Origin of the sequence: Termitidicoccus mucosus (assembly GCF_038725785.1) — a bacterium.
Taxonomy (GTDB): Bacteria; Verrucomicrobiota; Verrucomicrobiia; order Opitutales; family Opitutaceae; genus Termitidicoccus; species Termitidicoccus mucosus.
In genome coordinates this window covers 6,056,217-6,068,958 of the sequence record NZ_CP109796.1, presented here as the reverse complement: position 1 = coordinate 6,068,958, position 12,742 = coordinate 6,056,217, and the positions used below count along the sequence as shown (strand labels likewise).

Below are 12,742 nucleotides of genomic sequence, written 5' to 3'. Positions count from 1 at the left end.
CTATAAATAGGGCATGGACCCTTCAGGATGGGAAAATGTCATCGGGAAGCCGCCATGTCTCCCCATTGGGTCCAAGCATGAGAACGCTTAATTTCCGAATGCCCAACTCCCGGTATCTCTGGTGCCTGATTTCTATCAATTCCCAGTCCTGGTCATTTTTCTTTTCGAGCAAGTTTATATAGATGCAGTGATCCTTGTCGTCGTATCCTCGTATCAATGCCGTGTCAGCCAGCTTCTTTATGATGCTCATCCTTGACGCAGCCTTCCCGTCGTCTGCTTCCTGACCGGCTTTTTGAAGCGGATCGGCCGCTGCTTGGTGACGGGAAAGCTCCATGGCGGGCGCTCCTCCTGTTTTAGAGAAGACGGGCGCGCGGCCATTTGCAAACAGCGGGAAACGGGCGCGGGCCTGCGGAACGAAGTGGCTGCTGCGGGCAGTTTAACAAGGAAAATCGAAGCACAGCCAAAATAAACTGCGGACAGGCACCAATACCTAAACCTAACTATAGTTATAGTTAGGCAATCCTTGGTTTGAGATTTATGGGGGAATGACGAAAGAGGAAGATGCTCTTCGCTCGGAGGTTTGCTCCGCAGTGGCTCGATTGCTGCGGGAGGAGCGGGAGAGTCAGGTGCTTTCCATGTCGGAGGTGGCGGGACGGGCTGGGATTTCCCAGCAGATGGTGAGCTACGTGGAGCGCGGGATGCGGGTGCCGACCATCGACACGTTTTTCCGGCTGGCGCAGGCGATGGGCCTGAACCCCGTCACCCTGCTCGCCAAGACCGCCGCGCCCGACTTGGGATTGCGCAGCCGCTACCGCCGCCGGGCGGGCGGGCATGGACTGATACCCATTACGAACTGAAACAAAAGTCCCCATTGGGGACAGTCAAATCGGCAGGCGGAATGTGGCGATGATTTTGCGTCCGATCTGGCGGCGGCGTTCATGCGCCACGCGCCCCATGTGCGTGCTGATTCGGGCGCGGTCGATGGTGTAGACATAGGAGCAATCAAAATTCGTGGGATGCTCCAGCCCGTCCGCTCCGTTCAGGGTGACATCGAACAGGCCCGCGCCGCCAGCCGGACGGCGCGTCGTGCCATAGAGCACGTTCAGCTTCGCCTTGTGCGGATTGGCGCACAATTCATCGGGCGAGATAATGACGGCGGGATGCTCGTCGCGGTCGTGCGGGTTGACACGGACCTTGACGACATCCCATTGCGCGGGGGCGTTGCTCGTGCTCATGAAAAATCAGGGGCGTCATCCTCCCCGGCAAGGGCGTCCATCATTTCGCATTCGCGTTGCGTGAGTTTGATCGCGCCGGGAGGCAGATACTCAATCGGCTCGACTTTTTTCGGGCGGGCGGCGGGGCGCAGGAAAATGCCGCCGTCGCGCTCCTCGGCTTCGAGCTTGGCGCGGGGGCGCAGGCGCAGGCTGCGGCGCAGGGCGGCGGGGAGGACAATCTGTCCCTTGCTGGAGAGTGTGAGTTGCATGTCTTACCTTTTCCTACGCGTCCTGTTTTGTCAAGGGGGCCGCGATTGGCATGATTGGGGACAGTGGCATGATCCCCCGCCTCCGGTCTCGCCTTTCGCGCCCCGGCTCCCAGCATTCCGGCATGACCTCCCGCGACCGTTTCCTCGCCGCCTGCGCCGGCCAGCCGCTTGAGCGCCCTCCGCTCTGGATCATGCGCCAGGCCGGCCGCTACCTGCCCGAATACCGCGCCCTCAAGGCCCGCCACTCCTTCCTTGCAATGGTGCGCACGCCCGCGCTCGCCGCCGAGGTCACGCTCCAGCCGCTCCGCCGCTTCCCCGGCATCGACGCCGCCATTCTCTTCTCCGACATCCTTGTCATTCCCGAGGCGCTCGGCCAGCCCTACACCTTCCGCGACACCGGCGGCATCGCGATGGAGCGCCGCCTCGAAACCCGCGCCGACATCGACGCCCTCGCGCCCGCCGAAGCCGTTCCCGAAAGGCTCGCCTACGTCGCCGACGCCCTTCGCATCCTCAAGCACGAACTCACCCCTGCCGCGACGCCGCCATCCGTCATTCCGCATGGCAGGCATGTCGCTTCGCTCGGAACCCCATTCCGCATTCCGCATTCCACGAAGGCCCTCCTCGGCTTCGGCGGCTCCCCCTGGACGCTCGCCGCCTACATGCTCGAAGGCGGCAGCTCCGACGATTTCGCCCGGGCCAAGCTGCTTTTCCACACCGACCGCGCCGCGTTCGATGCGCTCCTCGCCAAACTCACCGCCGCGCTCATCGCTTATTTCAAGATGCAGATCGCCGCCGGGGCCGACGCCATCCAGATCTTCGACTCCTGGGGCGGCGTCATCGCCGGTCCCGATTACGAAACTGCCTCCCTGAACTGGATACGCGAGATCATCGCCGCGCTGCCGCCGGATTTTCCGGTGATTCTCTATGCGAAAAACACCGCGCCGCACCACATCGCCCAAGCCTTCTGCGGCGCGTGCGCGCTCAGCATCGACTGGACCTCCGATCTCTCCATCGTCCGCCGCAACCTTCCCGCGAGCGTCGCCCTCCAAGGGAATCTCGACCCATCCATCCTGCAAACCACGCCCGCGATCACGCGCCGCGAAACCGCGCGCCTGCTCGAATCGATGCGCGGACTTCCCGGCGGGCACATCTTCAACCTCGGCCACGGCATCACCCCGCAGGCCCGCATCGAATGCGTGGAGGCGCTGGTCGAGACGGTCACCGCGTGGCGCTGACGCCTATGCCAAATCCCCGCCTGCGCCGGGTGCCTCGATTGCGAAACCCATTTCCGGGAGACAACAGGCGAGCCTCCCTCATTGCGTCTGTCGCATTCAAACGCATACCATGGGCTCCTGGAGGGACGACCTCCGTATCGTCCGCTTCGGGGCGCAAGGGCTCCATTATTTACGTGAATGCGAAATGGCGTGAGACCAAAAAAGTCGTCCTTTCGAGCAGGCGCAAAAAAAGCCGCCCTCTCCTTGGGAAGGGCGGCTGCGAAAACCGTTCTCCAGCCAAGCTGGAATCGGCCGGGGCCGGGACTCAGCGCTTCGAGAACTGGTAGCGCTTGCGGGCGCCGGGCTGACCGGGCTTCTTGCGCTCTTTCTCGCGCGGGTCGCGCTTGAGGTGGCCTGCCTTCTTGAGCGCGGAACGAAGCTCCGGGTTCATCTTCTGGAGCGCGCGGGCGATGCCGTGCGCGACCGCGCCGGCCTGGCCGGAGACGCCGCCACCGTCAACGAGGGCCACGACGTCGATCTTGTCGCGCAGCTCGACGGTGAGCAGGGGCGCGTAGGCTTGCTTGGCGAAATTCTCGTGCGAGAAATAGTTCTCGATGTCGCGGTCGTTGACGACGAGCTTGCCGGTGCCTTCGAAAAGGCGGACGCGGGCGGTGGAGGTCTTGCGGCGGCCGGTGCCGAGGTGGATGGCTTGTTCAGCGCTCATGGGCTATTTAAATCAGAGGGAAATTTTGACGGGGTTCTGCGCTTCGTGCGTGTGCGCCGGGCCCTTGAAAATGCGGAGCTTGGTGAGCATCGTGGCCGCGATGCGATTTTTCGGGAGCATGCCCTTGACCGCGTGCTTGATGATGAACTCCGGGTTGCGTTCGCGCATCTGCTCGAAGGAACGGTAGCTCTCGCCGCCGACGTAGCCGGAGAAGAACATGTATTCGTTTTTCTCCTCCTTCTTGCCGGTCACGGCGACTTTTTCGGCGTTGATGACCACAACGTAATCGCCCGTGTCGACGTGCGGCGTGTAGGAAGCCTTGTTGCGCCCGCGGATGATGTTGGCGATTTTGACGGCGAGACGGCCAAGGACCACCCCTTCGGCATCAATGAGATACCACTTGGGTTGAACTGTCTCTTTTTTGGCGAGGAACGTTTTCATGAAAGGAAAAGGGGTCAAGTGCTAGCGTCTGGCGGGGGGCTGTCAACTCTTAGATTGCCACGAAATCGAAAAGAATAAAAACCCGCCCCTCGTTGCGGAGGGGCGGGTGAGATCGAATTTTGCTCGGAACGCGACGGGCGATCAGAAGCCGATCGTCAGGCCGAGGGTGAACCAGAGCTTGTTGTCGTCGGCCCAGACGGGCTCGCCGTCGTTGCTGGCATAATGAAGGCCGGCGTGGACGATGGCGTTGTCGTTGAGGCGATAGGGCAGCGTCAGGTCGGCGCCGTAGTAGTTGTAGGCTTCCTTCTGGCCGGTGGCCAAGGCGTCGGGCGCGGCGTCGCGGGCGGAAACGGTGCCAAGATACACGTTGAAGTCGAGCGAGGTGCCGAGCGGCTCGATCGGGAAGCTGTAGCCCGCCGAGGCTTGAAGCGTCGTGGCTTCGAGACGGAAGTCGTAGTAGCCGTAAACGCTGGCGGAAATGCCGTGGAAATTATAGGTGGCGCCGACGCCGGCCTCGTAGGTCTTGCCGGTTTCGTAGTCACCAGCCTCGGGATACCAGTAATAGGTGGCGATCACGTCGAGCTGGAGGTTGTCGGTGATCTGCTGCTTGTAACCGGCGTAGATGTCCAACTCGTTATTCTGGTGCTTGGTGATGGGTTGATTGGTCCAGAAACCGACGTAAAAATCATCAACAGTCACCTCGATCGAGGGCTGGAAGCTGTTGCCAGCCTGTTTGATCCCGCGAAACACGTAATCATTGGCATACGTGAAATCGGCGGAGACCTTGTAAGAGGAGGAAGGCTCGCTGCTTTGCGCAAACATGGCCGAACCGGCCACGAGCGAGGCGAGGAGAATTGCAACTTTTTTCATAGTCTTTCGTTCTGTAGTTAGTTTGTTGTGCCTTGGGGCATGCAAGGCGTTGGTAACAGAAAAGATACCTTTGTAAAACACAAGTCTTAAGTTTTTACCCATGCTCCATCCGGCACCTTTTCTTATCGCGTGTGGGACAGGAGAATGATTTTTACGTTCCCAATCTTTGTGGCGACTATTATGAGATTCAGACAGTTCGACATCTTATTGGCTGGAATATTGGGATTTAGCGGGGTGGCCTTGGGCGCCTTTGGCGCGCACGCATTGAAGGAGCGGCTCGTGGCCGCCGGGCGGCTGGACGTATGGGAAACCGCCGTGCACTACCAGCTCATCCACGCCGTCGCGCTGCTGGGAGTGGCATTGCTCGCCCGCGCGCGGCCAAACCCGGGGCTGGCCCGCTGGCCCGGCCGGGCTTCACGGGCATGGCTCGCCGGCGTGGTGCTGTTTTCCGGCACGCTTTACTGGCTTGCGCTTGGCGGGCCGCGCTGGCTCGGCCCGGTCACGCCGCTCGGCGGGATATTGCTGCTCGCCGGCTGGGGCTTCGTCATCGCGGGCGCGTTTGAAAAGAGCGAAAAGTGAAGGGGCGCCGGGCCAGCGAGAGGTGGGCCCATGTTTTTCGTCCTTCTGTTTTGCCCCGTCCGGCCTTCGGGCTTTCAGTGCGTCCATGAACCTGCATCTTCCCGAGCCTCTCCTCACCGCCCTGCGGGCCATCCGCCGCGACGGCGCGCGCCCGCGCCTCGTCGGCGGCTGCGTGCGCGACGCCTTGCTCGGGCTGGAGGCGAAGGATTTCGACGTGGAGGTGCCCGGTGTCACGTTTGAGGAACTGCACCGCGCGCTCGCGCCTTTTGGCAGCACCGATGTGATCGGCCGCAGTTTCGGCGTCATCAAGGTCCGCATCGACGGCGCCGAGTATGATTTCAGCCTGCCGCGCCGCGAATCCAAGACCGGAGCGGGCCACCGCGGCTTCGCCGTCTCGCCCGAGCCCGGCCTGACCGATGCCGAGGCGGCGGCGCGGCGCGATTTCACCATCAACGCCATCGCCTACGACCCGTTCAACAACACCCTCATCGATCCGCACGGCGGCGAACGCGACTTGCGAGCCCGCGTCCTGCGCCACACCAGCGCGGCGTTTGCCGAGGACCCGCTGCGCGTGCTGCGCGGCTTCCAACTCGCCGCCCGCTTCGACCTCACGCTCGCGCCCGAAACCGTCGCGCTCTGCCGCTCCATCCGCACCGCCTACGCCGAACTCCCCATCGAACGCGTCTGGGGCGAATGGGCCAAATGGGCCGAAAAAGCCCGGTGTCCTTCGCGCGGCCTCGACGTGCTTGAGCAAACGGAATGGCTCGCGCATTTTCCCGAGCTCGCGGCGCTCCGCGGCACTCCGCAGGATCCCGCCTGGCACCCCGAAGGCGACGTGTTCACGCACACCGCGCACTGCTGCGACGCCCTTGTCCGCATCCCCGACTGGACGCAGGCCCCTCCCGAACGCCGCCGCGCCCTCCTCCTCGCCGTCCTCGCCCACGATCTCGGCAAACCCGCCACCACCCAATTCGGCGAACGCCGCGGCCAGCTTCGCTGGATAAGCCCCGGCCACGAGGCGGCGGGCGGCCCGCTCTCGGACGCGTTTCTCGCCCGCATTGGCGCTCCCCGCGACACCATCGACTTCGTCCGCCCGCTCGTCGTCAACCACCTCGCCCACCACAACGGCCAGCCCGATTTTTCCGACACCAGCCTCCGCCGCCTCGCCCGCCGCCTTGCCCCCGCCGGCATCGACGACCTCTGCCTCGTCATGCGCGCCGACCACGATGGACGTCCGCCGGTCCGCTCGCCCGAAACGCTCGAACGCATCGAGCTTCTCCGCGCCCGCGCCGCCGCCCTCGCCATCGAACGCGACGCGCCGAGCCCGATCCTGCTCGGCCGCCACCTCATCGCCGCCGGTCTCAAGCCCGGCACGCATTTCAAAACCATCCTCGATGCCGCCTTCGAGGCCCAGCTCGAAGGCGCCTTCACCGACGAATCCGGCGCGCACATGTGGCTGGAAACGCATCTGAAAACCACCCATGCTCACTCATGAATAAAAACCACCCGCCCCATCGGCATTAACCGACACCACATCGCAAAACGAACTCTCCAGACGATGCTCGCTTCGCTGCCTTTCCTTCGCATCCTTCGCGCCCTTCGCGGTTAAATCCATACATTAGAACTCCTCTTCATTAGTGTTTATCAGTGCCCGCCGCCAGTGAACATTAGTGGTCAAAAACAATCCATCCATCCACGCCATGCCCACGCAACTCGACCAACTCAAAGCCCTCACCACCGTCGTCGCCGACACCGGCGACTTCGCCAGCATGAAGGAATACGCCCCGCGGGACGCCACCACCAACCCCAGCCTCATCCTCAAGGCCGCCGTCATGCCGAACTACGCGCACCTTGTCGACCGCGCGCTCGCCGACGCCCCCGCCGCCGCTCCCACCGCGCAAATCATCGACCGCCTCCTCGTCGCCTTCGGCCTCGAAATCCTCAAGATCGTCCCCGGCCGCGTCTCCTCCGAGGTGGACGCCCGCCTCTCCTTCGACCGCGAAGGCTCCATCGCCAAGGCCCGCGACATCATCGCCCTCTACGAGAAAGCCGGCATCCCCCGCGAGCGCATCCTCGTCAAGATCGCCTCCACCTGGGAAGGCATCAAGGCCGCCGAGCAACTCCAGAAAGAGGCCATCAACTGCAATCTCACCCTCCTTTTCTCCTTCCCCCAGGCCGTCGCCTGCGCCGAGTCCGGCATCAAGCTCATCTCTCCCTTCGTCGGCCGCATCCTCGACTGGCACAAGAAAAACGCCGGACGCGACTTCGCCCCCGCCGAGGACCCCGGCGTGAAATCCGTCACGCAAATCTACACGTATTACAAGAAGCACGGCTACAAGACCGAAGTCATGGGCGCGAGCTTCCGCAACAAAGGCGAGATCCTCGAACTCGCAGGCTGCGACCTCCTCACCATCGCCCCCGCACTGCTCGCCGAGCTCAATGCCTCCGCCGAGCCCGTCGTCCGCAAACTCGACCCCGCGAAAGCCGCCGCCTCGAATATCGAAAAAGTCTCCTTCGATGAAAAATCCTTCCGCTTCGCATTAAACGAAGACGCGATGGCCACTGAGAAGACCGCCGAAGGCATCCGTCTCTTCTCCGCCGACATCGTGAAACTCGAACAGCTCATCGCGCAAAAACGAAAATAATCCGCGCGAGTCTTTGGCCTGACAGGCGCCCGGCCTCGCCGGAAATGTAACCCAATGGGTTACATTCCCGGCGGCGACAGTTCCGCCCAAAATGCCCCCGGTCCGGCCGCCTCCATCTGCGGTCCCTATAAAACACCCTGCCGACCACCTTGCCCCCCGCCTCCGCCAGCACCGCCCTTCCCGTCCGCGCCTTCCAGTGGGACCTCGCACGCCAGGTCGAACGCCTCCCCTTCCTCCTGCGCCTCCTGCCCCGCTATGCCGACTGGGGTTACCAGGAGCTCTATCTTCACCTTGAGGACGCCGTCGTTTACCCCGGCCTTCCCGAGGTCGCCCGCCGCGATGCCTACTCGCACGCGCAACTCGCACGCCTCGTCGAAACCGCCGCGCGCCACGGCATCGCCACCGTCCCCATCGTCAACCTCCTCGGCCACACCCAGTATCTCATAAAAACCCCCGGCCTGCGCGACCTCAACGAACTCCGCGCCCCCGACGGCTCGCCCCTGCCCGCCGGACAGCTCTGCCCGCTCCATCCCCGCACCCTCGACACCGCCGACAGGCTCATCCGCGACGTCCTCCCCTTCTGCACCGCCGGCAAAATCCACCTCGGCCTCGACGAATCCTTCTCGCTCGGGCGCTGCCCGCGCTGCCGCGACGAAATCGCCCGCCGCGGCCTTTCGTATCATTTTTCCGAATACGTCCGCCGCCTTCACGCCCTCGCCGCCGCGCGCGGCCTCCGCGCCGGCATCTGGGCCGACATGCTCAACCTCATCCCCGCCGCCATCGCGCGGCTCCCGCGCGGTCTCGCCGCCTACGACTGGTATTATTACCCTTTCGCCCGCGCTCCCCGCGTGGAACTGCACAACTTCGCCGAACGCGACCTCGCCCCCGCCCTCCGCGCCCGCGGCATCGACTACTACGGCTGCCCCATGAACGGCGCCTTCCGCCACGAGCTGCTCCCGCTCTTCCGCGACCGCCTCGCCAACCTCCGCTCCTGGTGGACTCGCTGCCGCCGCACGCAAGCCTCGGGTTTCCTCGTCACCTCCTGGGAGCCCTTCCGCCTCGCGTTCGAGCTGGCCGTCGTCGTCGATGCCGCCGCCGCCTCGCTCTGGCTCGACGCGCCCGCCCTCGCCGCCAACGACGAGCGCATGCTCGCGCGCGGTTTTGCCCGCCTCTTCGGCCGCAAAAACTCCCTCCCGTCCGCCCGCGCCGCGCTCGCCTGCGACGCCCGGGCCTTCACCGGCTACGCCCGCTGGGAAATCAACGACCGCTGGGATGTCGCCGCGCCCCGGAAAACAAAGCCCGAAACCCAACGCCGAAATCCCCCCAAAGCCTCAACCGCCAGCCTCCAAACGCCCCATGCCGCGCCCCGGGCCGCCCTGCCCGCCCCGCTCGCCGCCAGCATCGCCTTTCTCGACTACCTCGAAACCCGGGACGCCTTCATCGCCGCCTGCCAGCAAACCGTTTTTGCGCTTCGCCAAATGGCATCGCCGGACCTGCCTGCCTCAAGGCGGACTTGGCAATCGACCTTACGCGCCGCCACCCCGTCCGCCCGCGGCTTCGCCGCCGCCGTCAGGCAGGCCCGCCGCGCCGCGCGCCTCATGTGGACGCGCACCCGCGACCCGCGCACCCGCAGCCAGAACGAACTTATCCTCGACGCCGACCAGGCCCGCCTCCGGGCCTGGCGCGACTGGCTCCGCGCCGTCCGGCGCGATCCCGCGCGCGTTCACGAAGCCACGCCCGTCTGCGGACGCTGGCAGCTCACCTTCATCGTCCACAACCACGCTCCGGCCCTCCAGAAAATCGTCGTCCAACAACGCTGGCCCGACGGCGCCTGGCTCGACCTCCACAGCCGCTTCACCATCGAATTCCGCGCCGAGGCCGCCCGTCCCCGCGCCGCCCTCGCCCGCCCCTTTTCCGTGCCCGTCGATGACCCGCGCCTCCCGCTCCGCATCGCCCTGCGCGGGCTCGGCCAAGTCGCCATCGGCCGCCCCGAACTCACCAGCGGCCCGGCCATGCTCCTTCCGCGCGGCTGGCCTCGCCGCCTCCGCCGCCGCCTCGGCCGCCCCGCTCCCCGCGCCGGCTTTCCCAAACTCGACTGGACCGCAAACAATGCGATCATCTCTTTGCCCTTCATGTAAATATCCCGCCGCGCCTGCGCCCGATCCCACGGGTGCGTGACCCCGCGGGACCGCATCCGCACCGGAATCCCAACTTTCCGCACCGAAGTGCAAGCATTCCACCCCGCATTTTGCTAGGTTTATCGTCGTTTTTCCTCCCTTCTCCCCGGATTCAAAAAATCATTTTCCTCATCCAAACCAACCTATGCACCCCATTCTCGAACAACTCGCGAATTCCGTCATCATCGGCCGCAGCAAAGACGCCAAGGCCTTCACCCAGCAGGCGCTCGATGCCAGCATCCCGCTCCAGCAAATCGTGGACGACGCCCTCGTGCGCGCCATGGGCATCGTCGGCGAGAAATTCAAGCGCAACGAAATCTTCGTTCCCGAGATGCTCGTCGCCGCCCGCGCCATGAAGGAGTCGATGATCCTGCTCGAACCGCTCCTCGCCAAGGCCGGCATCGTCCCGAAATACACCGCCGTCATCGGCACCGTGCAGGGCGACCTCCACGACATCGGCAAAAACCTCGTCGCCATGATGTGGAAGGGCGCGAACTTCCGCGTCATCGACCTCGGCACCAACGTCGATCCGCAGAAATTCATCGACGCCGCCAAGCAGCACAATCCCGACCTCATCGGCCTCTCCGCGCTCCTCACGACCACCATGCCCGCGATGAAGGCCACCGTCGCCGCCCTCAAGGCCGCCAATCTGCCCAAGGGCAAAATCATGATCGGCGGCGCCCCCATCACGCAGCAATTCGCCGACGAAATCGGAGCCGACGCCTATACCGCCGACGCCGGTTCCGCCGTCGAAAAGGCTGTCGAACTCGTCGGCGCGAACTGAGTTCCGCCCCGGCGCCCCCGCAACAGGAGCGCGGGCTTTCCAGCCTGCGTTTCGTTCCTCATCGCGAAGAAGATCGCGAACAGGTTCCGCGCAAAAACACGCCAAGTCTGCCAGGCCCGCGCCCATGCCTGTCGCATGCGTCCCGCAAATCCCATCGTCCCCATGACCCGCGCCCTCCTCCTCGACCTCGCCAGACAAAACCACCGCGTGCCCATCGGCACGCATCTCGTGCTGCACCGGCATGCCGATCACGAGGCCATCATTCACGACGGCGCGCGTCTCGGCGCGACCGTGGCCGAGGCCGCGGCGCGTTTTTCCACGCCGCTCGCCATGCCGCTCATGGACCTCACGCTGGAGAAGGCCGCGCTGCTCCTCGCCTGCGGCATCCCGGCCAGCCAGGCTGACAGCCATCATTTCACCGAGCCGCCCGCCGCCCCGGCGTCCATCCCGCTCACGCCGCGCATGACCGCCACCTGCGGCGCCATCACGCACATCGCCGAAACCCATCCCGCCCTCGTGCCGATGGGCATGGGCATCGGGCCGTTTTCGTTGATGACCAAGCTCGTCACCGACCCGATCATGCCGGTCTTCCTCGCGGGCAACGGGCTCGCCGCCGAGGACGACCCGGAGGTCGCGCTGGTCGAGCGCCTCCTCGCGCTCGGCGAGCAGGTCATCCACCGCTACCTGACGGCGCAAATCGACGCCGGTGCAAAGGCCCTCGTCATTTGCGAGCCCGCCGCCAACCTGGTTTATTTCTCGCCAAAACAGCAGGAGGAAACCGGCTACGACGTCTTCGAGCGCTACGTGATGGAGCCCATGCGCCGCATCGCCGCGCTGCTGCGCGCGCGCGGCGTGGACTTGATTTTCCACGATTGCGGCGAGCTTACCGACGAGATGGTGAACCGTTTCGCCACGCTCGGCGCGTCCATGATCAGCCTCGGCTGCTCGCGCGCGCTCTGGAAAGACGCCGCGCTCGTGCCGAAAGACACCGTCCTCTACGGCAACCTGCCCAGCAAACAATTCTACGCCACGCAGCTCAGCGCCGAAGCCGTCGCCCAGATGGCCTGCGAACTCGTTGAAAAAATGTCCGCCGCCGGGCACCCCTTCATCCTCGGCTCCGAATGCGACGTGCTCAGCGTCCCGGGCAGCGAGGCCGAGATCATGCGCAAGGTGGACGCCTTCATGCAATGCCCCGTGACGAGCTAAGCGGCGCGGCCGGCCGGCCCGCGGGTTCGAGTGGCACGGGCGTCCCGCCCGTGGGTTTGCGTGGCATGGGCGACCCGCCCATGCCCGCCATTCCGCCCTGCACCTTCGTCACCGGCCCGCGCCGCTCCGGCCGCACGCGCTGCATTCAGCGGCGACTCGCCGCCTGCCCCGCCTCCGCCCGCACCGCCGTCCTCGTCATCGACGACGGCGGTCTGCTCGCCCGCCACAGTGACGACACCGACTTCCCCGGCGCGCGCGTCAACAAACTCACCCTCCCCTGCCCGTGCTGTCCCGAACTCGCCGGCCTGCCCGTCGCCGTCCGCTCCATGTGCGGCGTCCCCGGCGAGCCGGTCTCACACCTTTTCATAAAAATCCCCGATATCGCCGCGCCGCGCCTGCTCGCCGAGTTCGACCGCGTGGTCGGCTGGCCGCGCACGCTCGTCGTCTGCCTCAGCGCCGCCTGGGCCCGTGTCCGCGCCGCGCAACAAACGCTTCCCCTGTTTCTCTCCACGCTGCTCGCCCTCGCCGACGAGATTATCACGCCCCCCGCCGCCGATACCCCCGCCACCAATGCCGACGACGATAAAATCATCCCCCTCACCCTCTGAACTTCCCCGCC

Annotated in this window: 15 protein-coding genes; 9 read left to right on the top strand and 6 right to left on the bottom strand. The window is 64.9% G+C overall.

The annotated features are described in order from the left end of the window. Positions 1 to 22: 22 nt before the first annotated feature. Positions 23 to 334 (bottom strand): hypothetical protein, encoded by a 312-nt coding sequence (locus OH491_RS21160; RefSeq protein WP_068772551.1) that lies wholly within the window; start codon positions 332 to 334, stop codon positions 23 to 25. 211 nt (positions 335 to 545) lie between these two features. Here OH491_RS21160 and OH491_RS21155 point away from each other — a divergent pair, with 211 nt between their 5' ends. Further along, positions 546 to 857, top strand: a complete 312-nt coding sequence (locus OH491_RS21155; RefSeq protein WP_068772552.1) for a helix-turn-helix domain-containing protein — start codon at positions 546 to 548, stop codon at positions 855 to 857. Positions 858 to 881: 24 nt separating this feature from the next. Here OH491_RS21155 and OH491_RS21150 read toward each other — a convergent pair whose 3' ends face one another. After that, positions 882 to 1,235 carry a type II toxin-antitoxin system PemK/MazF family toxin gene (locus tag OH491_RS21150; RefSeq protein WP_068772553.1) on the bottom strand — a complete coding sequence of 118 codons (354 nt, stop codon included), beginning with the start codon at positions 1,233 to 1,235 and terminating at the stop codon, positions 882 to 884. Beyond that, positions 1,232 to 1,483: an AbrB/MazE/SpoVT family DNA-binding domain-containing protein gene (locus OH491_RS21145; RefSeq protein WP_068772554.1), complete on the bottom strand. Its 252-nt coding sequence runs from the start codon at positions 1,481 to 1,483 to the stop codon at positions 1,232 to 1,234. The genes OH491_RS21150 and OH491_RS21145 overlap by 4 nt, the downstream gene beginning before the upstream one ends. A gap of 122 nt (positions 1,484 to 1,605) precedes the next feature. On the opposite strand from OH491_RS21145, the gene OH491_RS21140 reads away from it, so the two are divergent. Then, complete coding sequence (locus tag OH491_RS21140) at positions 1,606 to 2,718, top strand: uroporphyrinogen decarboxylase (RefSeq protein WP_068772555.1); 1,113 nt, start codon at positions 1,606 to 1,608, stop codon at positions 2,716 to 2,718. Between the two features lie 304 nt (positions 2,719 to 3,022). On the opposite strand, the gene rpsI is transcribed toward OH491_RS21140, so the two are convergent. From rpsI to OH491_RS21125, 3 genes are all read right to left on the bottom strand, one after another. Beyond that, on the bottom strand, positions 3,023 to 3,421 hold the full coding sequence (rpsI, locus tag OH491_RS21135) for a 30S ribosomal protein S9 (protein WP_068772556.1): 399 nt from the start codon (positions 3,419 to 3,421) through the stop codon (positions 3,023 to 3,025). 12 nt (positions 3,422 to 3,433) lie between these two features. Beyond that, positions 3,434 to 3,862 carry a 50S ribosomal protein L13 gene (gene rplM, locus OH491_RS21130; protein ID WP_068772557.1) on the bottom strand — a complete coding sequence of 143 codons (429 nt, stop codon included), beginning with the start codon at positions 3,860 to 3,862 and terminating at the stop codon, positions 3,434 to 3,436. 141 nt (positions 3,863 to 4,003) lie between these two features. Further along, a complete protein-coding gene (locus OH491_RS21125) occupies positions 4,004 to 4,732 on the bottom strand; it encodes a TorF family putative porin (protein ID WP_068772558.1) in 729 nt (242 codons plus the stop codon). 180 nt (positions 4,733 to 4,912) lie between these two features. On the opposite strand from OH491_RS21125, the gene OH491_RS21120 reads away from it, so the two are divergent. From OH491_RS21120 to OH491_RS21090, 7 genes are all read left to right on the top strand, one after another. Beyond that, on the top strand, positions 4,913 to 5,311 hold the full coding sequence (locus OH491_RS21120; RefSeq protein WP_068772559.1) for a DUF423 domain-containing protein: 399 nt from the start codon (positions 4,913 to 4,915) through the stop codon (positions 5,309 to 5,311). 85 nt (positions 5,312 to 5,396) lie between these two features. After that, positions 5,397 to 6,806 (top strand): CCA tRNA nucleotidyltransferase, encoded by a 1,410-nt coding sequence (locus OH491_RS21115; RefSeq protein ID WP_068772560.1) that lies wholly within the window; start codon positions 5,397 to 5,399, stop codon positions 6,804 to 6,806. A gap of 205 nt (positions 6,807 to 7,011) precedes the next feature. Beyond that, entirely contained in the window at positions 7,012 to 7,956 is a 945-nt protein-coding gene (tal, locus tag OH491_RS21110; protein ID WP_068772691.1) for a transaldolase, read from the top strand. 149 nt (positions 7,957 to 8,105) lie between these two features. Further along, positions 8,106 to 10,094 carry a family 20 glycosylhydrolase gene (locus OH491_RS21105; protein WP_068772561.1) on the top strand — a complete coding sequence of 663 codons (1,989 nt, stop codon included), beginning with the start codon at positions 8,106 to 8,108 and terminating at the stop codon, positions 10,092 to 10,094. A 184-nt stretch (positions 10,095 to 10,278) separates the two neighbouring features. Continuing rightward, positions 10,279 to 10,917 (top strand): cobalamin B12-binding domain-containing protein, encoded by a 639-nt coding sequence (locus OH491_RS21100; RefSeq protein ID WP_068772562.1) that lies wholly within the window; start codon positions 10,279 to 10,281, stop codon positions 10,915 to 10,917. A gap of 135 nt (positions 10,918 to 11,052) precedes the next feature. Then, the gene (locus tag OH491_RS21095; RefSeq protein ID WP_084442597.1) at positions 11,053 to 12,123 is read left to right on the top strand and encodes a uroporphyrinogen decarboxylase family protein; all 1,071 of its coding nucleotides are present in this window, start codon (positions 11,053 to 11,055) and stop codon (positions 12,121 to 12,123) included. Further along, entirely contained in the window at positions 12,105 to 12,731 is a 627-nt protein-coding gene (locus tag OH491_RS21090; RefSeq protein WP_342750674.1) for a hypothetical protein, read from the top strand. Before OH491_RS21095 ends, OH491_RS21090 begins: the two co-directional genes overlap by 19 nt. The last annotated feature ends 11 nt before the right edge of the window (positions 12,732 to 12,742 follow it).

What these genes read in the sequence shown, in the direction of transcription:
- OH491_RS21090 (WP_342750674.1), top strand. Translation starts at nt 12,105, where the DNA reads ATGCCCCGTGACGAGCTAAGCGGCGCGGCCGGCCGGCCCGCGGGTTCG.
- OH491_RS21145 (WP_068772554.1), bottom strand. Translation starts at nt 1,483, where the DNA reads ATGCAACTCACACTCTCCAGCAAGGGACAGATTGTCCTCCCCGCCGCC.
- OH491_RS21120 (WP_068772559.1), top strand. Translation starts at nt 4,913, where the DNA reads ATGAGATTCAGACAGTTCGACATCTTATTGGCTGGAATATTGGGATTT.
- OH491_RS21155 (WP_068772552.1), top strand. Translation starts at nt 546, where the DNA reads ATGACGAAAGAGGAAGATGCTCTTCGCTCGGAGGTTTGCTCCGCAGTG.
- rpsI (WP_068772556.1), bottom strand. Translation starts at nt 3,421, where the DNA reads ATGAGCGCTGAACAAGCCATCCACCTCGGCACCGGCCGCCGCAAGACC.
- OH491_RS21115 (WP_068772560.1), top strand. Translation starts at nt 5,397, where the DNA reads ATGAACCTGCATCTTCCCGAGCCTCTCCTCACCGCCCTGCGGGCCATC.
- rplM (WP_068772557.1), bottom strand. Translation starts at nt 3,862, where the DNA reads ATGAAAACGTTCCTCGCCAAAAAAGAGACAGTTCAACCCAAGTGGTAT.
- OH491_RS21140 (WP_068772555.1), top strand. Translation starts at nt 1,606, where the DNA reads ATGACCTCCCGCGACCGTTTCCTCGCCGCCTGCGCCGGCCAGCCGCTT.
- OH491_RS21125 (WP_068772558.1), bottom strand. Translation starts at nt 4,732, where the DNA reads ATGAAAAAAGTTGCAATTCTCCTCGCCTCGCTCGTGGCCGGTTCGGCC.
- OH491_RS21100 (WP_068772562.1), top strand. Translation starts at nt 10,279, where the DNA reads ATGCACCCCATTCTCGAACAACTCGCGAATTCCGTCATCATCGGCCGC.
- OH491_RS21095 (WP_084442597.1), top strand. Translation starts at nt 11,053, where the DNA reads ATGCGTCCCGCAAATCCCATCGTCCCCATGACCCGCGCCCTCCTCCTC.
- OH491_RS21160 (WP_068772551.1), bottom strand. Translation starts at nt 334, where the DNA reads ATGGAGCTTTCCCGTCACCAAGCAGCGGCCGATCCGCTTCAAAAAGCC.
- tal (WP_068772691.1), top strand. Translation starts at nt 7,012, where the DNA reads ATGCCCACGCAACTCGACCAACTCAAAGCCCTCACCACCGTCGTCGCC.
- OH491_RS21150 (WP_068772553.1), bottom strand. Translation starts at nt 1,235, where the DNA reads ATGAGCACGAGCAACGCCCCCGCGCAATGGGATGTCGTCAAGGTCCGT.